This is a genomic window from Bradyrhizobium sp. 4 (assembly GCF_023100905.1).
Lineage (GTDB): Bacteria > Pseudomonadota > Alphaproteobacteria > Rhizobiales > Xanthobacteraceae > Bradyrhizobium.
In genome coordinates this window covers 2,858,415-2,879,560 of sequence record NZ_CP064686.1, presented here as the reverse complement: position 1 = coordinate 2,879,560, position 21,146 = coordinate 2,858,415, and the positions used below count along the sequence as shown (strand labels likewise).

Annotated in this window: 20 protein-coding genes; 11 read left to right on the top strand and 9 right to left on the bottom strand. The window is 65.3% G+C overall.

Annotated elements, in window-relative coordinates:
* Positions 1 to 32 precede the first annotated feature (32 nt).
* The 5 genes from IVB45_RS13120 to IVB45_RS13100 form a co-directional block, all read right to left on the bottom strand.
* Positions 33 to 1,481 (bottom strand): aldehyde dehydrogenase, encoded by a 1,449-nt coding sequence (locus IVB45_RS13120; protein WP_247359708.1) that lies wholly within the window; start codon positions 1,479 to 1,481, stop codon positions 33 to 35.
* 28 nt (positions 1,482 to 1,509) lie between these two features.
* Positions 1,510 to 2,835, bottom strand: a complete 1,326-nt coding sequence (locus IVB45_RS13115; RefSeq protein ID WP_247359709.1) for an MFS transporter — start codon at positions 2,833 to 2,835, stop codon at positions 1,510 to 1,512.
* Positions 2,836 to 2,923: 88 nt separating this feature from the next.
* Entirely contained in the window at positions 2,924 to 4,633 is a 1,710-nt protein-coding gene (locus tag IVB45_RS13110; RefSeq protein WP_247359710.1) for an FAD-dependent oxidoreductase, read from the bottom strand.
* A gap of 46 nt (positions 4,634 to 4,679) precedes the next feature.
* On the bottom strand, positions 4,680 to 5,147 hold the full coding sequence (locus tag IVB45_RS13105; protein ID WP_247359711.1) for a MarR family transcriptional regulator: 468 nt from the start codon (positions 5,145 to 5,147) through the stop codon (positions 4,680 to 4,682).
* 43 nt (positions 5,148 to 5,190) lie between these two features.
* Positions 5,191 to 6,114: a LysR family transcriptional regulator gene (locus IVB45_RS13100; RefSeq protein WP_247359712.1), complete on the bottom strand. Its 924-nt coding sequence runs from the start codon at positions 6,112 to 6,114 to the stop codon at positions 5,191 to 5,193.
* A gap of 108 nt (positions 6,115 to 6,222) precedes the next feature.
* Here IVB45_RS13100 and IVB45_RS13095 point away from each other — a divergent pair, with 108 nt between their 5' ends.
* The 11 genes from IVB45_RS13095 to IVB45_RS13045 all read left to right on the top strand — a co-directional run bounded on the left by IVB45_RS13095 (position 6,223) and on the right by IVB45_RS13045 (position 17,096).
* On the top strand, positions 6,223 to 6,546 hold the full coding sequence (locus IVB45_RS13095; RefSeq protein ID WP_027569280.1) for a Dabb family protein: 324 nt from the start codon (positions 6,223 to 6,225) through the stop codon (positions 6,544 to 6,546).
* Positions 6,543 to 7,622, top strand: coding sequence for a maleylacetate reductase (locus IVB45_RS13090; RefSeq protein WP_027569279.1), 1,080 nt, complete (start codon positions 6,543 to 6,545; stop codon positions 7,620 to 7,622). The genes IVB45_RS13095 and IVB45_RS13090 overlap by 4 nt, the downstream gene beginning before the upstream one ends.
* 4 nt (positions 7,623 to 7,626) lie before the next feature.
* On the top strand, positions 7,627 to 9,000 hold the full coding sequence (locus IVB45_RS13085) for an amidohydrolase family protein (protein ID WP_247359713.1): 1,374 nt from the start codon (positions 7,627 to 7,629) through the stop codon (positions 8,998 to 9,000).
* A gap of 20 nt (positions 9,001 to 9,020) precedes the next feature.
* Positions 9,021 to 9,923, top strand: a complete 903-nt coding sequence (locus IVB45_RS13080; RefSeq protein WP_247359714.1) for an NAD(P)-dependent oxidoreductase — start codon at positions 9,021 to 9,023, stop codon at positions 9,921 to 9,923.
* A 14-nt stretch (positions 9,924 to 9,937) separates the two neighbouring features.
* Complete coding sequence (locus IVB45_RS13075) at positions 9,938 to 10,822, top strand: intradiol ring-cleavage dioxygenase (protein WP_247359715.1); 885 nt, start codon at positions 9,938 to 9,940, stop codon at positions 10,820 to 10,822.
* A gap of 55 nt (positions 10,823 to 10,877) precedes the next feature.
* The gene (locus IVB45_RS13070) at positions 10,878 to 12,272 is read left to right on the top strand and encodes an FAD-linked oxidase C-terminal domain-containing protein (RefSeq protein WP_247359716.1); all 1,395 of its coding nucleotides are present in this window, start codon (positions 10,878 to 10,880) and stop codon (positions 12,270 to 12,272) included.
* Positions 12,269 to 13,795 (top strand): sugar ABC transporter ATP-binding protein, encoded by a 1,527-nt coding sequence (locus IVB45_RS13065; RefSeq protein ID WP_247359717.1) that lies wholly within the window; start codon positions 12,269 to 12,271, stop codon positions 13,793 to 13,795. Before IVB45_RS13070 ends, IVB45_RS13065 begins: the two co-directional genes overlap by 4 nt.
* Positions 13,788 to 14,738, top strand: coding sequence for an ABC transporter permease (locus IVB45_RS13060; RefSeq protein ID WP_247289045.1), 951 nt, complete (start codon positions 13,788 to 13,790; stop codon positions 14,736 to 14,738). Before IVB45_RS13065 ends, IVB45_RS13060 begins: the two co-directional genes overlap by 8 nt.
* Complete coding sequence (locus IVB45_RS13055; protein ID WP_247359718.1) at positions 14,735 to 15,712, top strand: ABC transporter permease; 978 nt, start codon at positions 14,735 to 14,737, stop codon at positions 15,710 to 15,712. The genes IVB45_RS13060 and IVB45_RS13055 overlap by 4 nt, the downstream gene beginning before the upstream one ends.
* Before the next feature lie 42 nt (positions 15,713 to 15,754).
* The gene (locus IVB45_RS13050; RefSeq protein WP_247359719.1) at positions 15,755 to 16,729 is read left to right on the top strand and encodes a sugar ABC transporter substrate-binding protein; all 975 of its coding nucleotides are present in this window, start codon (positions 15,755 to 15,757) and stop codon (positions 16,727 to 16,729) included.
* Between the two features lie 79 nt (positions 16,730 to 16,808).
* Positions 16,809 to 17,096 carry a YciI family protein gene (locus tag IVB45_RS13045; protein WP_247359720.1) on the top strand — a complete coding sequence of 96 codons (288 nt, stop codon included), beginning with the start codon at positions 16,809 to 16,811 and terminating at the stop codon, positions 17,094 to 17,096.
* Positions 17,097 to 17,273: 177 nt separating this feature from the next.
* Here the strand turns inward: IVB45_RS13045 and IVB45_RS13040 are convergent, their stop codons facing one another.
* The 4 genes from IVB45_RS13040 to IVB45_RS13025 are packed head-to-tail and all read right to left on the bottom strand — an operon-like array spanning position 17,274 to position 21,133.
* Positions 17,274 to 18,266, bottom strand: a complete 993-nt coding sequence (locus tag IVB45_RS13040; protein ID WP_247289043.1) for a dipeptide ABC transporter ATP-binding protein — start codon at positions 18,264 to 18,266, stop codon at positions 17,274 to 17,276.
* Positions 18,263 to 19,252, bottom strand: coding sequence for an ABC transporter ATP-binding protein (locus IVB45_RS13035; RefSeq protein ID WP_247359722.1), 990 nt, complete (start codon positions 19,250 to 19,252; stop codon positions 18,263 to 18,265). The genes IVB45_RS13040 and IVB45_RS13035 overlap by 4 nt, the downstream gene beginning before the upstream one ends.
* Before the next feature lie 19 nt (positions 19,253 to 19,271).
* Positions 19,272 to 20,195 carry an ABC transporter permease gene (locus IVB45_RS13030; RefSeq protein WP_247359723.1) on the bottom strand — a complete coding sequence of 308 codons (924 nt, stop codon included), beginning with the start codon at positions 20,193 to 20,195 and terminating at the stop codon, positions 19,272 to 19,274.
* Positions 20,192 to 21,133, bottom strand: a complete 942-nt coding sequence (locus IVB45_RS13025) for an ABC transporter permease (protein ID WP_247359724.1) — start codon at positions 21,131 to 21,133, stop codon at positions 20,192 to 20,194. The genes IVB45_RS13030 and IVB45_RS13025 overlap by 4 nt, the downstream gene beginning before the upstream one ends.
* Positions 21,134 to 21,146 lie beyond the last annotated feature (13 nt).

The window sequence follows — 21,146 nt, the reverse complement described above, 5'->3', positions numbered from 1 at the left end:
GGACGTCCTGGTGGGCTTCGCTTGCGGCGCGGTTAGAAGGGATAGTGCTGCGGCTGCGTCTCGATGGTGATCCAGCGCAGATCGGTGAACTCGGCGATGCCGGCCTGGCCGCCGAAGCGGCCGTAGCCCGATCCCTTCACGCCGCCGAACGGCATCTGCGCCTCGTCATGCACGGTCGGGCCGTTGACGTGGCAGATGCCGCTTTCGATACGCTGCGCCACCGTCAGTGCACGCGCGACGTCGCGGCCGAACACGGCAGCCGAGAGGCCATACTCGGTGTCGTTGGCGAGCCGCACGGCATCGTCCACGCCACGCGCGCGGACCACCGACACGACGGGACCAAAGCTCTCCTCGGCGTAGATGCGCATGCCGGGCACCACGCGGTCGAGCACGGTGGCCGGGACGACCGTGCCAATCCGGTCCCCGCCCGCGAGCTTGACGGCCCCTTTGGCGATCGCGTCGTCGATCAGTGCAACGACATGCTCGGCCGGCGCTTCGTCGATCATCGAGCCGACCACCACCGGACCGTGGCGCGGGTCGCCGGCCGGAAGCGCAGCCGTTTTCTTCGCCAGCTTCTCGACAAAGGCGGCCGCCACCGCCTCGTCGACGATCACCCGCTCGGTCGACATGCAAACCTGGCCCTGATTGATGAAGGCGCCGAACGCGACCGCCGCGACGGCGGCATCGAGGTCGGCATCGTCGAGCACGATCAGAGGCGCCTTGCCGCCAAGCTCGAGCAGCGCCGGCTTGAGGTGGCGACCGGCGAGTTCGGCGATGACTCGACCGACCCGAGTCGAGCCGGTAAAATTGACCCGCCGCACGGCAGGATTGGCGATGAGGCGCTCGACCAGAGCGGGCGCGTCGGCCGGTGCGTTGGTCAGGACATTCACGACGCCGGGCGGAAAGCCTGCGTCCTTGAAAACCTCGCCGATCAGCCGGTGTGTTCCCGGGCAGATCTCGGACGCCTTGAGCACGACCGAATTGCCGCAGGCGAGCGCCGTCGCCACGGCGCGAACGCCGAGAATGATCGGCGCGTTCCACGGCGCGATGCCGAGGCAGACGCCGGCTGGCTGGCGAACCGACATCGCGAGACATCCCGGCTTGTCCGACGGGATCACCTCGCCCGCGATCTGCGTGGTGAGCGACGCCGCTTCGCGCAGCATGCCGGTCGCGAGCTTGACGTTGAAGGCCGACCAGATCTCTGTCGTGCCGATCTCGGCCATCATGATCGAGACGAAGGCGTCGCGCTTGGCCTCAAGCGCATCTGCGGCCTTCAGCAACAGGGCTCGCCTCGCATTCGGGCCAAGTGCCGACCATCCTGGCAATGCGGCGGAAGCCGCCGCCACTGCGGCGTCGGCATCGGAAGCCGTGGCAGCGGCCGCGCGGCTTGCGACCTCCTGCGACAGCGGATTGCGCCGCTCGAACACCTTGCCGCTGGAAGCGGCCTGATCCTGCCCGTTGACGAGAAGACTGACGTCCATGAAAATCTCCCTGGTGTTGTGGCCAAGCTCAGCCGAGCAGCCGCGACTTGCCGGTTTCACGCGCGAAGCCGAGCGCGATCATCGCCGCGAGCGCGAGCGCAACGTAGTATCCTGTGATCGCGTAGGTGGAGCCCGTCTGCGCAAACAGGCTGGTGGCGACCAGCGGCGCAATGCCGCCGCCGAGCACCGTCCCGAGTTGCTTTCCGATCGACACGCCGGTGAAGCGAATGCGGGTCGGAAACAGCTCCGGGAAATAGCTCCCTTCGCTGCCGAACATCAGCGGATGGATTATCCCCGCGGCGAGGATCACCGCGCACGTCACCAGCATCGTGTCACGGCTCGCGACCACACCGTAGAATGCAAACATCGAGATGGCTGCGAGCACGACGCCGGCCAGGAACAGACGCTTTCGTCCGATGCGGTCGGACCAGGCGCCGATGAGGGGCATCGCAACGAGCCCGACGAGATTGGCAAACAGCACGGCCTGCGTGATGACGTCCTTCTGGACGCCGAGCTGACGGGTCGCGAAGGAGATGGTGAAGATGGCGGTCAGATAGAAATAGGAAGTCTGCGCCATCTCGGCGAAGAACACGATGAGGATCGGCCGCCAGTGCTCCCTCAGGGCTTCGACCACAGGCGCCACTTCAGTCACCTTCGCTTCGCGGAACGTCGCGCTCTCCTCGATGCGCAGGCGCATGTAGACGCCGAGCGCGACCAGCACCGCACTGATCAGGAACGGCACGCGCCAGCCCCATGACAGCAGGTCCGCCTCCGGCAGCCTTGAAATCGTGAGCGCCGCGAACGAGGCGAGCACGACACCGACGGGTCCTGCGGCCTGGATCACCGCGGCCGAGAAGCCGCGCCGGTGCCCGGGCGCCGTCTCGATCGCCATAAGGATCGCCGCCGTCGACTCGCCGCCGAGCGCAAACCCCTGGACGAAGCGCAACGCCACGAGCGCGACGGTCGCGGCCACGCCTGCACTGGCGTAGGTCGGCAACAATCCGATCGATATGGTCGCAAGTCCCATCATGAGCAGCGTACACAGCAAGACCGACTTTCGGCCGAGGCGGTCACCGAAATGGCCGAACACAAGCCCGCCGAGCGGACGCGCCAAAAATCCGACGGCAAACGTCGCGAACACCGCAATGGTCGCCGTGAGCTGGTCGAATTTCGGAAAGAACAGCTGATCGAACACCAGCGGCGCGATCAGGCCGTAGATGAAAAAGTCGTACCATTCGATCGCGGTGCCGATGGTGCCGGCAATCAGGATACGCCGGCGGCTGCTCGCCGTCTGCCCGGCAGTGGCGGCGGTCGCAACATGATCGTCGTAGTGCTCCAATGCTCTTGTCGTCACGGTTTCCTCCTCCGGTGTCATTTGCCGTTTTGTTGTCTTGTTGTTATTGGCCGCGCAGCCGCTGGTCGGATGCGACGGCAAGAGTCGATCAGCTGGCCAGCCGTGCGCTGTCGCTCGCATTGTGTCCGAGTGCTCGGGCGAGCACGCGCTCGATCATGCCGGCCTGTGATGCGCTGCCACGCCAGGCCACGATCTGGTCGGGGCGTATCAAAGCCAGATCCGCCTGGTAGAGATCGCGCAGCGATTGCGGCAGCGTGACGAGTTTCACATCGACCCCGATCGCCCGGATGGTCTCGGCGAATGACGCATGCGCGGACATGACCTCGCCAAACTGGAGCAGCGTCCACTCGAACCCGAACAGGTCGTACAGGGAGACGCCGTCTTCCAGCCACGCATGCGGGGCGCGGCCGCCGGGACAAGCGCTCGGAACGTAGACGTTCGCGGCATCGGGCGGCGGCTGGCTGCCGTCGGAAACGATGATCGGCGAGCCGTCGTAGCGCCCACCGAAGGTCACGCCAGGGATGTTGAATTCGGCGCGGGCGTGCTGTTCGAGATAGACGCCCGCGATCCGCCGCGCCTCGTCGCCGGCATCGGTGGCGTCCTCGATCTCAGGCGCGGGAGCGAACAGACCCAGGGAGTCGGCAAAGCGACGCGCATAATCGGTGTTGCGAAGCGCCACCGGACGCCGCTCGACCTCGTAGCTGTCGAGCAGCTCCGCCGGGCTCACACCTTTGATGACGCTTGCGAGCTTCCAGCCGAGATTGACCGCATCCTCGATCGCGGTGTTGTAGCCAAGCCCGCCGGTCGGCGTGAACAGATGCGCCGCGTCGCCGCCGAGGAAGACCCTGCCCCGCTGCATTCCGTTCGCAACCAGCGCGTGGCCGGCGGTCCAGGTCAGGAACGACAGCACTTCGCAGTCGATCGGCGCGCCGCAAGCGCGCTGGAACGCTGCTTTGGCTTCGTCGATCGTGATCGCATTTTCGTTCTCATCGGGCCGAAGCTGCGTGTGAAACGCAAACTCGTCGCGACCGTTCACCGATGCCATGAAGGCGCGGCGGTCGCCGTTGAAGCAATTGTACATCCAGGCCTTGGCGTGCAGGATGCTCGCGTAGAATTCGGGCGAACGGAGATAGACCGCCAGCATGCGGCCGCCCATGAAGTCGCGCTGCGCTCCGGTCTCGCCGCCGTAGACGATCCCGAGCGATTGCCGGACCATCGAGCGCGGCCCGTCGGCCCCGACCAGGAAGTCGGCCCGGACCTGAAAGCGGCTGTTGTCATCGAGACATTCGATCTCGGCGACGACGCCGTCATCGTTCTCGACGTAACTGATCAGACGATGACCGTAGCTGAGCCGTATTCCGGGAAGCCGTTCGGCATGGCGGCGCAGCACCGCCTCGACATATTTTTGCGAGACCCGATGCGGCAGCTCGGCCGCGTTCCAGGAGCCCGACATGCCCTTGACGAGTTCGCCCGCGCGTGACGACGACGGCAACTGAAATCGGGCCAGCTCGTAGCCGGTGTAGCGCGTGAAATACGCAACGTCAGTCGGATAATCCGCTGGCAGACCTTCGCGTCGGATCTCGTCGGCAAAACCCAGCCGCCGATAGTGCTCCATCGAGCGCGCCTGCGTCGCATTGGCTTGCGGATTGAATGCCGTGCCCGGCTTTTCATCGACCAGGATCGCGGACACGCCGCGCCGGCCGAGCTCGTTGGCGAGCATCAGGCCGCAGGGCCCCCCACCCACGATGAGCACCGAGGCCGTCAGACATGTTTCCAAGACGTTTCTCCCTACCAGCATTATCCTGCATGGTAAGGTTGCCTGACGATATCGTCAAGTAGCCTGACTAATCCGGCTCGTGGAGCGTGTCGAATTGCGCGCCGTAGACTGCCAATCCCTTCAGGATCGTGTCCATCGTGGCCTTGCCGAGTTCGGCGCGCATCTCCTGCTCGGCAACGTCGACGGCGTCGCGGAACGCATCGAGCCATTTGCGTCCCGCCGGCGTGAACATAACGATGCGCGCGCGCCGATCGGTCGGATCGGCGATGCGATCGACCAGGCCGAGCTCGGCGCATTGATCGACCAGCTCGCCCATCGCCTGCTTGCTCATGGAGGCGCGGCGGGCGAGTTCCGTCAGTCTGGTCCCCTCGACGTCGAGATTGCGTGTGAGGCCGACATGCGCGATCCGGGTTTCGTCATGCCCCTTCTCGCTCATCAGCTCGAGCACACGACCTTCGAAGCGCCGCACCGCGCTGTTGAGCAGCCGACCGATGTTGGCATGCCGCCATGCGGTGCCGGATGTCCTGGCTTTCAATGGATGTGCCTTCTGCAAAGCCGCCTGAATTCGAAAATGTCGCTCACTTCACCGCGTCGATCCAGATCCCCGGCTGCGAATGCTCTCGGATGTGGGTGACCAGAAAGTCGGAAAAGACCCTGATCTTGGCGGGCAGTCCGGCGCGGTTCTGGTAGGCGATGTTCATCGTCAGCAGCGGCAGCTCCCAGTCCATCAAAACCGGGACGAGACGGCCCGCCGCGATGTCGCTTTGCACGATATAGAGCGGCTGGATGAGGATGCCGAGCCCCGCCAGTGCTGCGCCGCGGATGACCTGGCCGTCATTGCTGTCGAGCGTCGGCGTGATGCGGACAGTCTGCGCGCCGTTGCCTTTGCGCAGGCGCAGCGAATAGGGATCGTTGGCGAGATTATAGACCAGCATGTTGTGGCGCGCGAGATCGACCGGCTGCTCCGGCTCGCCGCAGCTTGCGAGATAGGACGGCGCAGCAGCGAGCACCCGCCGCATCTGGCCGATGCGGCGGACGATAATGTTCGAATCCGGCTCCTGCTCGCGCGTCCTGATCGCCACGTCGATGCCGGCCTCGATGAAATCGGAGTAGCGGTTGGCGGTGGTGATCTGCATGTTGAGCTTCGGATAGCGCGCGCGGAAGGCCGGCAGCATCGGCGCCAGATAGATCACCGCAAAGGACAGCGAGCTCGTGACCCGCAGCGTGCCCTGCGGCGACAGCGCGCGATCGCTGACGATGTCCTCGGCTTCCGCCAGCTCGCTCAAAACCCGGCTCGAGCGCTCCAGCAGTACCTGCCCCGCCTCCGTCAACCACAGCCGACGGGTGTTGCGCTCGATCAGCCGGACCGCAAGGCGCTCCTCGAGCGCGCTGAGATGGCGGCTCGCGGCAGCATTCGACATGCGCAGGGCTTCGGCAGCTTTGGACATGCTGCCGAGCTCGGCCGTCTTGGCGAACACTTCCAATTGGAGCAGGCGGTCCATTTTTTCGCAAACAGGAAAAGAGACTTACGATTATTGAGCTTTATTTCCACATCCCGCAAGTCAAAATGGACCAAACACAAGCAAGATAGCAGGCGAGGAAACAGGGAAATGTCGGGCCGGATCAGGCACATCGTGATGTGGCGGCTGCGCGGGGAGACGCCCGCGGAGCGGGCCGCCGCCCGGGTCAAGGTCAAGACCCTGTTCGAGGGCTTGCGCGGCCGGATCGACGGCCTCACCCATATCGAAGTCGGCCTCGACGTCAGCGATGTCGACTACGCCTGCGACGTCGTTCTGTTCTCCGAATTCACCGATCACGCTGCGCTCGCGGCCTATGCCACCCACCCGGAACATTTGCGGGTGCGCGAGGCGCTGGGCGACTTGCGGATCGGACGCTTCCAGGTCGATTATCCCATCAAAGAGACCGGCACATGATCGGTACGTTCACCTTTGAAAACCTGCCCTGCCGCGTCGTGTTCGGCAGCGGAACGCTGGCTTCGGCCAAGACCGAGGTCGAGCGGCTCGGCGGCAAGCGCGCGCTGGTGCTGACAACGCCGCAACAGGAGGCGCAAGGCAAGAGCTTGGGCGCGGCGCTCGGTCCGCTCTACGCCGGCATCTTTCCGGGCGCGACCATGCACACGCCGGTCGAGGTCACGGAGCGGGCGCTCGCGGCGATGAAGGCGTGCGAGGCCGACTGCGTCATTTCCCTCGGTGGCGGATCCACGACCGGGCTCGGCAAGGCGCTGGCCTTACGCACCGGGATCAACCAACTCTGCATTCCCACCACCTATGCCGGCTCGGAGATGACGCCGATCGTCGGCCAGACCGAGAACGGGCTGAAGACCACGGTACGCGACGCCGCCATCCTGCCCGAGACCGTGATCTACGATGTCGACCTCACTTTGACGCTGCCGGCGAGCCTGGCCGCGACATCAGGCATCAATGCGATCGCGCATGCGGTCGAAGCGCTCTACGCGCGCGACACCAATCCCGTCACGTCGCTGATGGCGGAAGAAGGCATTCGCGCGTTGGCACGTGCGCTGCCCGCCATCGCCGCGAAAAGCGATGATCGCGAGGCTCGCACCGAAGCGCTCTATGGCGCCTGGCTGTGCGGCGTCTGCCTCGGCACCGTCGGCATGGCGCTGCATCACAAGCTCTGCCACACGCTCGGCGGCACCTTCGACCTGCCGCATGCCGAGACCCACACCATCGTGCTGCCGCACGCGCTGGCCTACAACGCGCCGGCCGTGCCCGACGCGATGGCGAGGATCTCCCGCGCCATCGGCGCCGCCGATGCATCGCAGGGACTTTTCGAGCTCGCGAGGCGGCTGGGTGCGAAGGTCGCATTGCGCGACATCGGCATGCCCGAAAGCGGCATCGACAAGGCCGCGGATCTCGCGGTCACCAACGCCTATTGGAACCCGCGCCCGCTCGAACGCGACGCCATCCGCGACCTGATCGCGCACGCCTGGGCCGGTGAGCCGCCTGTCACCGGCAAAGCGGTGGCTTGAAGCGATGCGGCGCACGCTGATCAAATCCGCCACGATCATCAGCATGGATCACACGATCGGCGACCTCGACATCGGCGACGTGCTGATCGAGGGCAGCCGCATCGTTGACGTGCGTCCATCGATCGACCTCGGCGGCAGTGCGGCCGAGACCGAGATCGTGGACGGTACCGACCGCATGGTCATCCCCGGCCTGATCAACGCCCATATGCACACCTGGCAGACGGGCTTGCGCGGCTATGCCGCCAACTGGACGCTGCTGGAATATTTCCGCCGCATGCATGCCGGGCTCGCTACGGTCTTCAGGCCCGAGGACATTTACATCGCGACCTTGGTGGGCGCGCTGAACCAGATCAACCAAGGCACCACCACGCTGGTCGATTGGTGCCACAACAATCCGACGCCTGATCATACCGATGCCGCCGTGCGCGGCCTGATCGAGAGCGGTATTCGCGCGGCCTTCTTCCACGGCTCGCCAAAGCCCGAGCCCAAATCGGGCGAGCCGCATTTCTCGGAGATCCCGCATCCACGCCGTGAGGTCGAGCGACTGCTGGCGGGGCCCCTCGCCGACCGCGACGGCCTGGTCACGCTTGGGCTCGCGATCCTCGGCCCGCATTATTCGACGCTGGACGTCGCCATGCACGATTTCGGCATGGCACGCGAGCTCAAGCTGATCGCATCCATGCATCAGGGCGGCGGTCCCGCCAAGACGCCCGGTGGCTGGGAGAAGCTGATCGAGGCGGGTCTCGTCGGCGCCGGCACCAACATCGTCCATGGCAACGACCTGCCTGACGCACTGCTGGATCGGATGGTCGATCTCGGCGTCTCCTTCTCGGTGACGCCGGAGAACGAGATGATCCAGGCCCACGGCTTTCCGATCACCGGACGGCTGCTCAAGCGCGGCGTGCGGCCGACCATCGGCATCGATCTGGAATCCGTGCTGGCCGGCGACCTCTTCTCCGCCGCGCGCGTTGCGCTCTCGATGCAGCGCGCACTGGACAACGCGGAATCGCGCAAGGCCAGCGGCACCATTCCGGCGACGACCACGATCCCCGTCCGTGAGGCGCTTCGCTGGATCACGACGGAAGGCGCCCGCATGCTCGGTCGCGAAGGCCAGATCGGCTCGCTGACGCCGGGCAAGCTCGCCGACCTCGTCATCATCAATGCCAGCGATCTCAACCTCGTACCTGTGCACGATCCCGTCTCCACCGTGGTGATGCAGACCAGCCTTGCGAATATCGAGGCCGTGATGATCGGCGGCGTGTGGAAGAAGCGGAATGGTCGGCTGCTGGCCGACGGCCTGGAGGCGAAGAAGGAACTGCTCGTGCAATCCGGCCGGCGACTGGTGCACGACATCGAACGACAGGGACACGCCGCCTGAAGGCGTCAAGGACAACAACAATGACTGATACGCCAAAGAACATCGCTTTCATCGGGATCGGCAAAATGGGCCTGCCGATGTCGGTGCTCGTAGCCAAGGCTGGTTACGCCGTGACCGCGTTCGACCGGAGTGCCGCACGGCTCGACGAGGCGCGCGCGCAAGGCATTTCGACTGCCGCTTCGCCGGCCGAAGCCGTGGACGGCAAGGCCGCGATCGTCACGTCCCTGCCCGATGACGCGGCCTTGCGCGGCGCATTGCTCGGCTCCACCGGCCTCATCGCCGCGATGGCTGCTGGATCTGTCCTGATCGAGACCAGCACCGTGAGTGTCGAGGCCTCCGCAGAGGTCGATGCCGCCGCCCAGGCGCGCGGTGTCCTCTACCTGCGTGCGCCAGTCTCGGGCAATGCCAGCATCGTCCACACCGGCGCGCTGAGCTGCTTCGTCTCGGGCCCGAAGGACGCCTACGAAAACGCAAAACCGCTGTTCGCCGCCTTCACCCGCGCCCAGACCTATCTCGGGTCCGGCGAGGAAGCGCGATATGCCAAGCTTGCGGTCAATTTAATGATTGCGGTGTCGGCCGCCATGATGGCGGAGAGCCTGGCGCTGGCGCGCAAGGGCGGCATCGGCTGGCAGGACATTCTGAAAGTTCTCGACGACAGCGCAGTCGCCTCACCGATGGTGAAGTACAAGACCGCGCCGCTGCGTAACCGCGATTTCGACTCGACCTTCTCCTGCAGGCAGATGGCCAAGGATCTCGACCTGATCCTCGGCGCCGGCCACGCCGTCGGCGTGCCGCTTCAGCTCGCGGCCCAAGTGCGCGAGACCTATGGCTCGCTGGTCGCGCAGGGCGACGGCGACGCCGACTTCATCGCGACCGTCAAGCATCTGGAACGTCTGTCCGGGCTTGGCGAGCCCAAACTCTGATCGCGGAGACACCCATGCGCAATTTCAACGAGAACACGATCACGGATGCAGTGCTGGAGCGGATCGCGGGCGCGACCGACCCGCGCATCAAGCAGGTCAGCGAAGCGCTGGTGCGCCACCTCCATGCCTTCGTCCGCGAGGTGCGACCCACCCAGAAGGAATGGGAATACGGCATCGACTTCCTGACCCGCACCGGCCACATGTGCGACGACAAGCGCCAGGAATTCATCCTGCTGTCGGACGCGCTTGGCGTCTCCATGCTGGTCGACGCCATCAACCATCCGGTGCCGGAAGGCGCGACCGAGACCACGGTGCTCGGTCCGTTCTTCGTGCAGGCGTCGCCCGAGAAAGACAACGGCGCTGACATCTCCGGCCCGATGGAAGGCGATCCGATGCTCGTCACCGGCTCGGTGTCGACCGTCGACGGACGGCCGCTTGCCGGCGCCGTCGTGGACGTCTGGCATTCCGACGATGATGGCTATTACGACGTGCAGCAGCTCGACAAGATCGGCGACCTCGCGATGCGGGCGCGCTTCCACACGGATGCCAACGGCCGCTTCAATTTCTGGTCGATCAAGCCGGCCGCCTATCCGATCCCGCATGACGGTACCGTCGGTGACATGCTGGAGGTCCAGGGCCGCCATCCCTGGCGCCCGGCACACGTGCATTTCATGATCTCGGCGCCCGGCTTCGAGCAACTCGTGACCCACGTGTTCGTCGCCGGCGACCAGTATCTCGACTCCGACGTGGTCTTCGGCGTCAAGGACAGCCTGATCCGCGAATTTGTGCGGTGCCCGCCCGGCCGTGCGCCCGATGGTCGCATGGTGGACAGCGAGTATTTTCACCTCAACTATGATTTCGGCCTGAAGCGGGTCGCTAGCAGCGCAAGAGCCGCTTAAGCTGAACATCGCGGACCAGACAAGAGTCCGACAACAAGGCAGACAGGGAGCAAGGATGGGACCGCGGGCCAGCACGAGCATATTGGCCGATCGCCTCATGGGCATGATCGGCTCGCGCGCGAGCGTCGCGCGTGGCGTGCTCGATCAGCATGGGCAGAGCGAGTCGCATTATCGCAACCTGCCGCCCGACATCGTGGTCTTTCCCGAAACCACGCAGGAGGTCGCGGAGATCGTCAAGCTGTGCGCGGGGGCGAATATGCCCATCGTGCCGTTCGGCGCCGGGACCTCGCTCGAAGGCAATGCGGCCGCGGTCGCGGGCGGCGTCTGCTTCGACTTCGCACGCATGAACAAGGTGCTGACGGTGCACGAGAGCGACATGGACGTCGTCGTGCAGCCGGGCATCACGCGAAAGCAGCTCAATGCGGAACTGCGCGGCACCGGACTTTTCTTTCCGATCGATCCCGGCGCCGACGCCTCGATCGGCGGCATGACGTCCACGCGGGCTTCCGGCACCATGGCGGTGCGCTACGGCACCATGAAGGACAACGTCATGGCGCTGGAGGTGGTTCTGGCCGACGGCCGCGTGATCCGGACCGCCAGACGCGCGCGCAAGTCAGCCGCCGGCTACGACCTGACCCGCATGTTCGTCGGCGCCGAGGGCACGCTCGGCATCATCACCGAGATCACGCTGAAGGTGCATCCCGTGCCGCAGGCGATCTCGGCCGCGGTTTGCAGCTTCGACACCCTGCACGACGCCGTCGACACCGCGATTTCCGTGATCCAGTCCGCGATCCCCGTCGCGCGCATCGAGTTGCTCGACAACGTCATGATGCGCGGTATCAACGCCTATGCGAAGCTCGGCTATCGCGAAGCCCCGACCCTGTTCTTCGAATTCCATGGTTCCGAGACTTCCGTCGCCGAGCAGGCCGAAGCTGCACAGGCCATTGCCGCCGACCATCGTGGTCATGGCTTTGCCTGGGCCAAGGCGCAGGAGGATCGCAGCCGGCTGTGGCACGCCCGCGACAACACGCTCTATGCCGGCCTGGGCCTGCGCCCCGGCGCGCGTGCCGTGATCACCGACGTCTGCGTGCCGATCTCGCGATTGGCGGAATGCCTCACGGATACCCGGCGCGATGCGGACGAGCACGGTTTCACGGCGCCGATCGTCGGCCATGTCGGCGACGGCAATTTCCACATGCTGATCCTGATCGACCCGGCAAGGCCCGCGGAAGCCGAAGGCGCCAAGGCGCTCCAGGCCCGCATGGTCGCCCGCGCGATTGCCATGGACGGCACCTGCACCGGCGAGCACGGCATCGGGCTCGGCAAGATCGACTATCTCACCGACGAACTCGGCGAGGCCGTCGATGTGATGCGGTCGATCAAAACCGCGCTCGACCCCAATGGACTGATGAACCCCGGAAAGATCTTTGCAAGCGGAGCGCGCGCATGAGCACCGCCGCATTGGCCGTCGAGCCCGCCGCCCCCACGCCGCTGCTGGAGCTGCGCGGCATCAGCAAGGAGTTTCCCGGCGTCAAGGCGCTGGATGACGTGTCCTTTGCCGTCTTCCCTGGCGAAGTCCATATGCTGCTGGGCGAGAACGGCGCCGGCAAGTCGAGCCTGATGAAGGTGCTGTGCGGGGCCTACCGCGCCGATGCAGGCGAGTTCTACTGCAAGGGCGAGCCGGTCGCGATCAACTCGGCCGCGGACGCGCAGAAGCTCGGCATTGCCGTGATCTTCCAGGAATTCTCCCTCGTCCCCCATCTCGATATCGCCCAGAACATCTTCCTCGGCCGCGAGCCGAAGGGCCGTATCCCCGGCACCATCGACCGGCGCAGGATTCTGGCCGACGCCGCGCGCGTGCTCGGCACGATCGGCTTCGAGATCGATCCCTCCACCATCATCGACAAGTTGGGGGTGGCGCAGCAGCAGATGGTCGAGATCGCCAAGGCGATCAGCCAGAACGCGCGCATCCTCGTGATGGACGAGCCGACCGCGGCGCTGTCCGATCGCGAGACCGAGCTGCTGTTCGCGCTGATCGCGCGGCTCAAGGCCGACGGCGTCTCCATCGTCTACATCTCGCACCGCATGGCGGAGGTGTTCGCGCTCGGAGACCGTATCACCGTTCTGCGCGATGGTCGCCGCATCGACGGCATTCGCCCGGCCGACGTCACGCCGGACCAGCTCGTCCGCATGATGGTCGGTCGCAACGTCGACATGACCTACCCGCGCAATTTTGCCGACAAACCCGGCGACGTTCTGCTCGAGGTCAAGGGCCTGAGCGCCTCCACAGGAATCTCGGACATCAACATCGAGGTGCGCCGCGGCGAGATCGTCGGCCTGTGTGGCCTGGTCGGCTCCGGTCGCAGCGAGGTCGCACGCGCGATCTTTGGCGCCGATCCCGTGACATCAGGCGAGATCGTCTTCGACGGCAAGACTATCTCCGGCGAGCCTGATCTTGCCGCCCGCCGCGGCATTGCGCTGATCCCGGAGAGCCGCAAGAGCGAGGGCCTGGCGCTGCTGCGATCGGTGAGCGACAATCTGGTGGTGTCGGCGCTGCGAAAGCTGTTTCCAAGCGGTCTGTTCGACCAGCGCAGCGCGCATCGCACCGCCGACGGCCTGATCAGGCAACTGCGCATTGCGACGCCCAGCGCGCGCCAGATCGTCGGCCTGCTCTCGGGCGGCAATCAGCAGAAGGTCGTGATCGGCAAGTGGCTCGCCGCCGGCTCGAAGCTCTTCATCTTCGACGAGCCGACCCGGGGCATCGACATCGGTGCCAAGGCCGAAATCTTCGCCCTGATCGACCGCCTTGTCGCCGAAGGCGCGGCGGCGCTGATGATCTCGTCCGAACAGGTCGAGATCTGCCACGTCTGCGACCGCGCCTATGTGATGCGCGAGGGGCGCATCGCCGGGCACCTCGCGCGCAATGAGCTGACAGAGGAGAACATCGTGCGACTGGGCATGCATCATGCGTGAGGCCGCGGTCGCCTCTCAACCGAATCCGCTGCAGCGCGTTCCCGGCGTTGCCATCGTGCTGGTGCTGCTGATCGCGCTGTTCAGCACGATCGCGCCCGGCTTTCTGTCGGTTGCCAACCTCTCCAATGTGCTGGTGCAGTCGACGATCCTAACCATGCTCGCGCTGCCGATGACACTGATCATCATGACCGAGGGGCTGGACCTGTCGATGGGCGCGGTGCTGACGCTGACCTCGCTCTGCGTCGCAATCGTCTCGCTCGCAACCCACTCGATGTTGCTGGGCTTAGGTGCCGGACTCCTCGTCGGCACAGCCTTCGGCTTCGCCAATGGCTGGCTGGTCGCCATCGTGGGCATCCCGCCCTTCGTGGCGACGCTCGGTACGCTCGGCATGGCGCAAGGCCTGTCGCTGATCGTCAGCGACGGCCAGAGCGTGGTCGGCATCCCCCACAGTGTGCGCGACATCTATTCGGCGACGCTTCTCGGCGTGCCCGTGCCGATCGTCATGGCGCTGGTGACCTATGCTGCCTTCCACGGCCTGCTCTATCACACCCGCTTCGGCACCTATATCTTCGCGCTCGGCGGCAACCGCGAGGCGCTGCGCTACGCCGGCCTCTCACCGAACAAGCTGCTGATCGCGGTCTATGCAATTGGCGGCGCCATGGCCGGCATCGCCGGCCTGCTGATGACAGCGCGCATGAATTCCGGGCATCCAACCGCGGGCCTCGGTCTCGAATTCGATGCGATCGCGGCCGTCGCCGTCGGCGGCACGTCGTTCGAGCGCGGCAATGGCTGGCTGCTCGGCACGCTGCTCGGCGTGCTCTCGGTCGGCGTGCTGCGCAACGGGCTGAACCTGATCTCGCTGCCCTCCTCGGTGCAGGTCGCGAGCGTCGGCGTCCTCGTCATCGTTGCCCTCTTCCTTGACGGCCTGCGGAGCCGCGCATGACCGACATCAGCAAGGAGGCCATTGCGCCGCCCCGCTCGTTCCTGTCACAGGACGCGATCCAGGTATTCTATCGCCTGCTCGCGGCGCTGCTGATCTGTGCGGTGCTCGCCGTGCTCAGCGATTCCTTCCTGAGCCTCGGCAACATCCTCAATGTGCTCAGGCAGGCGAGCCTGACCTTCTTCATCGCCTCCGGCCTGACCCTGGTGGTGCTGACCGCGGGCCTCGATCTCTCCGTCGGCGCCAATGTCGCGCTGTCCGCCTGCATCGCCGGGACCGTGATCCACAAGACCGGCTCGCCGGCGCTCGGCATCCTCACCGGGCTTGCCTGCGGCGGCATGGTTGGGCTCCTCAACGGCGTCATGGTCACCGCGCTGCGCATCCCCTCCTTCATCGCCACCTACGGCATGCTCTGGGTGCTGAACGGCCTCACCTATTGGTACATGGCGGGCGAAACCCTTCACGGCTTCCCGGCCGGCTTTCGCCAGATCGGCAGCGGCTATCTCTTCGGCTTGCCGATCCCGGTCTACCTGCTGCTGGTGTTCCTGGGGATCGGAACGTTGTTTGCGCAGCGAACGGTCTGGGGCCAGGAGATCTATGCGATCGGTGCCAATCCGGTCGCGGCACGGCTCTCCGGCATTCCGGTCGCGCGCCGCCTGCTGCTGGTCTACGCCGTCTCGGGCACCATGGCCGGGCTCGCCTCGATCATCTTCCTGTCGCGGCTCAATTCGGCCGAGGCCGACATCGGCGAAAGCCTGACGCTGCCTGCGATCGCCGCCGTGCTGATCGGCGGCACCTCGCTGTTCGGCGGCGTCGGCACCGTGTTCGGCACTTTCATCGGCGCATTGATCCTGACGCTGGTGCTGAACGGCATGAACCTCTTGTCGGTCAGCGCCAACTGGCAGCCGCTGGTCACCGGCATCATCGTCATTCTCGCGGTCTGGCTCGACATGAAGACCCGCCGCCGCGCGCAATGAGTTCTTGAACGACCAACAAGCAAAATGAGGGATGGAGGCAACATGAAACAGACACTGGGTTATTTGGCGCTGCCGCTGCTGATGGCGGCCGCGCTCACCACGCCAGCGCGCGCGGACGGCGAGACCATCGCCGTCTTCACCAAGAACCAGACCAACCCGTTCTTCCAGACGGTGCGGGTCGGCGCCGACAACATGGCCAAGACGCTAAACGCGAAGACGCTGCAGTACATTCCGACCAAGCCCGACAGCATTCCCGAGCAGCTCAGCCAGATCGAGGACGTCGTGGTGAAGAAGCCGAGCGCCATCGTCTTCACGCCGGTCGACTACAAGGCGATGGTGCCGGGTGTCGAGAAGATCAACGACGCCAAAATTCCCGTCGTCAACATCACCGACCGCTCGGCCGGTGGCAAGTTCCTGTCCTTCGTCGGCGCCGACGATTACAGCCTCGGGCTCGAGACCGCGCGCTTCCTGCTGAAGACGCTGGGCGGCAAGGGCAACATCGTCATCATCGAGGGCGTCAAGGGCTCGCTGACCAATGTCGACCGCGTCCGCGGCTTCAATGACGCGCTGAAGGAAAATGCCGGTGCGAAACTGCTGGCCTCGCAGCCCGGCAACTACCAGCGGCTCCAGGCGCTCCAGGTGATGGAGAATCTGATGCAGTCGAACGCGCAGATCGACGGCGTGCTCGCCGCAAACGACGCCATGGCGGTTGGCGCCATCGAGGCGCTCGACGGCGCCAACCGCAAGGCGCAGGTGATCGGCATCAACGGCACCAAGGAAGCGATCGACGCGATCAAGTCCGGCAAGCTGCTCGCGAGCGGCGACTACAACGGATTTTTTCAAGGCTGCCTCGGCACCATGATGGCGATCCGCTCCTTGCGCAACCAGCCTGTCATCGCCGAGATCGTGCTGAAGCCAACCGTCATCACCAAGGACAATTACCAGCCGTTCGACGTGCCGCTGGAGCAGCGCAGCTGCCCGACTTTCGAGGAAGCCAGCAAGCTCGGCGGCAAGTAAGTCAGCACACCTTCACGACAAGCTCGGACGGCCGCAGCCGCGGCCGTCCCAAGAACACGAGACATAAACGGAGACCATCATGCTGTTCGCCATTCACGCCCTCGACCGCGCCGGCGCGCTACCGACCCGGCTCGCCAATTACGACGCCCACAAGGCTTTCCTGAGCGACACCTCGCGCTTCGGCGTCAAGATCGTGATGTCGGGGCCGCTCGTCTCCGACGACGGCGCGACCATGATCGGCAGCCTGTTCCTGATCGAGGCAGCGGGCCGTGGCGACGTCGAGGCTTTCAATCGCGCCGATCCGTTTGCAGCGGCCGATATCTGGGAAAAGGTCACGATCACGGGCTTCCTGCGCCGCCAGGGTTGAAGGCGGCTAAACAAAAACGCGAAAACAACCCCATGCACAGTAGAATGAGGTTGTTTTTACACATGAATTTTCGTCGCAAACGTTTTTGACTCGTCGGGCAAAACAGGAGCAGAGTGCCATCCTCACCCGATTGTCGCCCCCAAGCCTCGATCGAAAGGTTTGCCGCCGGCCTAACGGCTAGCTGCTCGCCACCGCTGCACTATCTTCGAGATGACAGGCCACCCACTGCTCGGGTCCAGCCGCGCGCAATGTCGGCTCTTCGCTCCGGCAGCGGTCGAACACGTATGGGCAACGGGTGTGGAAGCGGCACCCGCTCGGTGGATTGATCGGGCTCGGCACGTCTCCCTTGAGGATGATCGGATTGCGCTGGGCCCCCGGCTCGGGCAGCGGCACGGCCGAGAGCAGCGCCTTGGTGTAAGGATGCTTTGGCGCGGCGAAGATCTCGTAGCGCGGCGCCACCTCGACGATCTTGCCGAGATACATCACCGCGACGCGATGGGTCATGTGCTCGACGATCGCGAGGTCATGGCTGATGAACAGCAGCGCCAGGCCGAACTCGCGCTGGAGATCCTGCAGCAGATTGACGATCTGTGCCTTGACCGAGACGTCGAGCGCCGAGACGGCCTCGTCGCAGACGATCAGGTCGGGCTCGGCGGCGAGCGCCCGCGCGATGCCGATGCGCTGGCGCTGGCCGCCGGAGAATTCGTGCGGCCTGCGGTTCAGCGCCTCGCGCGGCAGGCGCACGGTATCCATCAGCGCCGTCACGCGGGTCTCGAGATCGATCGCGGATTTGGCGAGGCCGAAATTGCGGATCGGCTCGGCCAGGATATCGCGCACGCGCATGCGCGGATTGAGGCTCGAGAACGGGTCCTGGAACACCACCTGCACGCGGCGGCGCATCTGGCGCATCGTGCTCGGATGGGCGTCGTCGATACGCTGACCGTCGAGGATGACCTGCCCCGCCGTGATGTCGAACAGACGCAGGATCGCACGGCCGACCGTCGATTTGCCGCAGCCGGACTCGCCGACCAGCGAGAGCGTCTCGCCGCGCGCGATCTCGAACGACACGCCGTCCACCGCATAGACCCATTCGGACTTGCGGCTGAACAGGCCCTTTTTGACCGGGAAGTGCTTCTTGAGGTCGTTGACCTGGAGCAGCGGGGGACTCATGCCGCGACCGCTCCCTTGGCCGCATAGTGGCAGGCCACGACGTGACGTGGCCCCTTCTCTTCGAGCCCCGGCCCGTACTGCCGGCACAGATCGGTCGCGAGCGCGCAACGTCCGGCGAAGACGCAGCCGACGATGGGCTTGCGCAGGTCAGGCACCTGCCCCGGGATCTCTGCCAGCCGCCTCGCGGTGCCGGTCAGCGACGAGCCGAGCCGCGGCACTGCACCGAGCAGGCCCTGCGTGTACGGATGACGCGGCGAACGGAACAGGTCCGCCACCGGCGCCTCCTCGACCTTACGGCCGGCATACATGACCATGACGCGCTCGGCGATCTCGGCGACCACGCCGAGATCGTGGGTGATCAGGATGATCGCCGCGCCAACCCGGTGCTTGAGATCCAGCATCAGCTTCAGGATCTGCGCCTGGATCGTCACGTCGAGCGCGGTGGTCGGCTCGTCGGCAATGAGAAGTTTTGGATTGCAGGCGAGTGCAATGGCGATCATGACGCGCTGGCGCATGCCGCCGGAAAGCTGATGCGGATATTCGCGCACGCGGCGCTTCGGCTCGGGAATGCCGACCAGAATCAACATCTCGATCGCGTGTGCCTCCGCGGCTTGCTTGTCCAGGCCCTGGTGGATCATCAGCGTTTCGCGGATTTGACGCCCGACGGTCAGGACCGGGTTGAGGCTGGTCATCGGCTCCTGAAAAATCATCGAGATGTCGTTGCCGCGGATCGCGCGCATCTCGCGATCCGACATTTGCAGCAGGTCCTTGCCCGCGAAACGGATGCTGCCGGCGATCCTGCCCGGCGGTTCCGGGATCAGCCGCATCAGCGACATCGAGGTCACCGACTTGCCGCAGCCGGACTCGCCGACGATGGCGAGCGTCTCGCCCTCGTTGACATGGAACGACACGCCTTCCACCGCGCGGTTGATGCCGCTGGGCGTACGGAAGTGGGTTTGCAAATTCTCGACTTCGAGCAGTGCCATCGCGATCAGCCCCTCGCCATCAGAGGCTCTTGGCCATGCGCGGATCGAGCGCATCGCGAAGGCCATCGCCGAGCAGGTTGACGGCGAGCACGGTGACGGACAGAAAGGCCGCCGGAAAGAACACGATGTAGGGCTTGACCTGCCACAGCGCCCGCCCCTCCGCCATGATGTTGCCCCAGGACGGAATGGTCGGCGGCGTTCCCGCGCCGATGAAGGACAGGATCGCCTCCGTGATCATCGCGCTGGCGCAAATGTAAGTCGCCTGGATCAGCATCGGCGCCAGCGTGTTGGGCAGGATGTGGCGCAGGATGATCATCGGTGTGCGCGTGCCACAGGCGACCGCCGCATCCACGTAAGGCTGCTCGCGCAGCGACAGCACGACACTACGGACAAGACGGGAAACCCGCGGAATTTCGGCGACGGTGATCGCGAGAATGACGTTGCCGACGCTGCCGCGTGTCAGCGCCATCAGCGCGATCGCCAGCAGGATCGGCGGGATCGACATCAACCCGTCCATGAAGCGCATCAAGATGCCGTCGGCCCAGCGGATGAAGCCGGAGACGATGCCGATGGCGAGACCGACTGCGGAGGCAAATATCGCAACTGACAGTCCGACCGTGAGCGAGACCCGCGCGCCGAACAGCACGCGCGAATAGATGTCGCGACCGAGCACGTCGGAGCCAAACCAGAAGGCAGCCGACGGCGCGCGGGTGCGCTTGGCGGGCGCGAGCGCGGTCGGATCCACCGTTCCAAGATAAGGCGCAAAGATCGCGATCAGGACGAGCAACAGCAGCAACGTGCCGCCGATGGCAACGGTGGGATGGCCGCGCAGCAGCCCGACGAAGCCGCGCCGGATCGTGACCGGCCGGAGGATCTCGGGCAGTTGCGGCGCGAGGACGAAGCCCGCCGGCAGCGCTTGCGGATTGACGGTCGTGTCGGTCAATAGCGAATCCTCGGGTCAACGAGCGTATAAATGACGTCGATCATCAGATTGACGAGGACGTAGACGAAGCTGAACAGCAACACGATGCCCTGGATGACGGGATAATCGCGACGCAGGATCGCGTCGATCGTGAGCCGGCCGAGGCCGGGAATGGCGAACACGCTCTCCGTGACGACCGCGCCGCCGATCAGGAGCGCGATGCCGATCCCGATCACCGTGACGATCGGCACGGCCGCGTTCTTCAGCGCGTGGACGAACAGGATGCCGCCCTGCCCGAGGCCCTTGGCGCGCGCAGTGCGGATATAGTCCTGCTGCAACACTTCGAGCATGGTGGCGCGCGTGATACGCGCGATCAGTGCGATGTAGACACAGCCGAGTGCGATCGCGGGCAGGATCAGGTTTTGCAGCCATGGCCAGACGCCCTGGGCGAGCGGCGTATAGCCCTGCACGGGAAGCCATTCGAGCTCCAGTGCGAAAACGTAGGCGAGGACATAGCCGACGACGAAGACCGGCAGGGAGAAGCCGAACACGGCAAAGGCCATGATGGCCCGGTCGATCAGGCTTCCCGCCTTCCAGGCCGCCAGCACGCCGAGCGGCACCGCGACCACGATCGTGAGCAGGAGCGTGACCATCATCAGCGACAGCGTCGGCCCGAGACGCTGGCCGATCATCGTCGAGACCGGCAGATTGGTGAAGATCGAGGTGCCGAGATCGCCGTGCAGAATGCGCCAGACCCAGCTGCCGAACTGGATCAGGAAGGGTCGATCGAGGCCGAGGCTCTGACGGATGCGCTCCACATCATCCGGACTTGCCTGATCGCCTGCGATCACCACGGCGGGATCACCCGGCGCGATGTAGAGCAGGCTGAACACGAACAGCGCGACGATCGCCATCACTGGCAAGGTCGAGGCGATACGCCGGAGGATGTAGGAGAGCATCTGGCTTCAGCGC

Bases quoted from the DNA above. Each gene is read 5' to 3' on its own strand.
- IVB45_RS13075 (WP_247359715.1), top strand. From the start codon at position 9,938: ATGCGCAATTTCAACGAGAACACGATCACGGATGCAGTGCTGGAGCGG.
- IVB45_RS13045 (WP_247359720.1), top strand. From the start codon at position 16,809: ATGCTGTTCGCCATTCACGCCCTCGACCGCGCCGGCGCGCTACCGACC.
- IVB45_RS13110 (WP_247359710.1), bottom strand. From the start codon at position 4,633: ATGCTGGTAGGGAGAAACGTCTTGGAAACATGTCTGACGGCCTCGGTG.
- IVB45_RS13095 (WP_027569280.1), top strand. From the start codon at position 6,223: ATGTCGGGCCGGATCAGGCACATCGTGATGTGGCGGCTGCGCGGGGAG.
- IVB45_RS13050 (WP_247359719.1), top strand. From the start codon at position 15,755: ATGAAACAGACACTGGGTTATTTGGCGCTGCCGCTGCTGATGGCGGCC.
- IVB45_RS13055 (WP_247359718.1), top strand. From the start codon at position 14,735: ATGACCGACATCAGCAAGGAGGCCATTGCGCCGCCCCGCTCGTTCCTG.
- IVB45_RS13060 (WP_247289045.1), top strand. From the start codon at position 13,788: ATGCGTGAGGCCGCGGTCGCCTCTCAACCGAATCCGCTGCAGCGCGTT.
- IVB45_RS13080 (WP_247359714.1), top strand. From the start codon at position 9,021: ATGACTGATACGCCAAAGAACATCGCTTTCATCGGGATCGGCAAAATG.
- IVB45_RS13035 (WP_247359722.1), bottom strand. From the start codon at position 19,252: ATGGCACTGCTCGAAGTCGAGAATTTGCAAACCCACTTCCGTACGCCC.
- IVB45_RS13120 (WP_247359708.1), bottom strand. From the start codon at position 1,481: ATGGACGTCAGTCTTCTCGTCAACGGGCAGGATCAGGCCGCTTCCAGC.
- IVB45_RS13100 (WP_247359712.1), bottom strand. From the start codon at position 6,114: ATGGACCGCCTGCTCCAATTGGAAGTGTTCGCCAAGACGGCCGAGCTC.
- IVB45_RS13025 (WP_247359724.1), bottom strand. From the start codon at position 21,133: ATGCTCTCCTACATCCTCCGGCGTATCGCCTCGACCTTGCCAGTGATG.
- IVB45_RS13090 (WP_027569279.1), top strand. From the start codon at position 6,543: ATGATCGGTACGTTCACCTTTGAAAACCTGCCCTGCCGCGTCGTGTTC.
- IVB45_RS13085 (WP_247359713.1), top strand. From the start codon at position 7,627: ATGCGGCGCACGCTGATCAAATCCGCCACGATCATCAGCATGGATCAC.
- IVB45_RS13040 (WP_247289043.1), bottom strand. From the start codon at position 18,266: ATGAGTCCCCCGCTGCTCCAGGTCAACGACCTCAAGAAGCACTTCCCG.
- IVB45_RS13065 (WP_247359717.1), top strand. From the start codon at position 12,269: ATGAGCACCGCCGCATTGGCCGTCGAGCCCGCCGCCCCCACGCCGCTG.
- IVB45_RS13070 (WP_247359716.1), top strand. From the start codon at position 10,878: ATGGGACCGCGGGCCAGCACGAGCATATTGGCCGATCGCCTCATGGGC.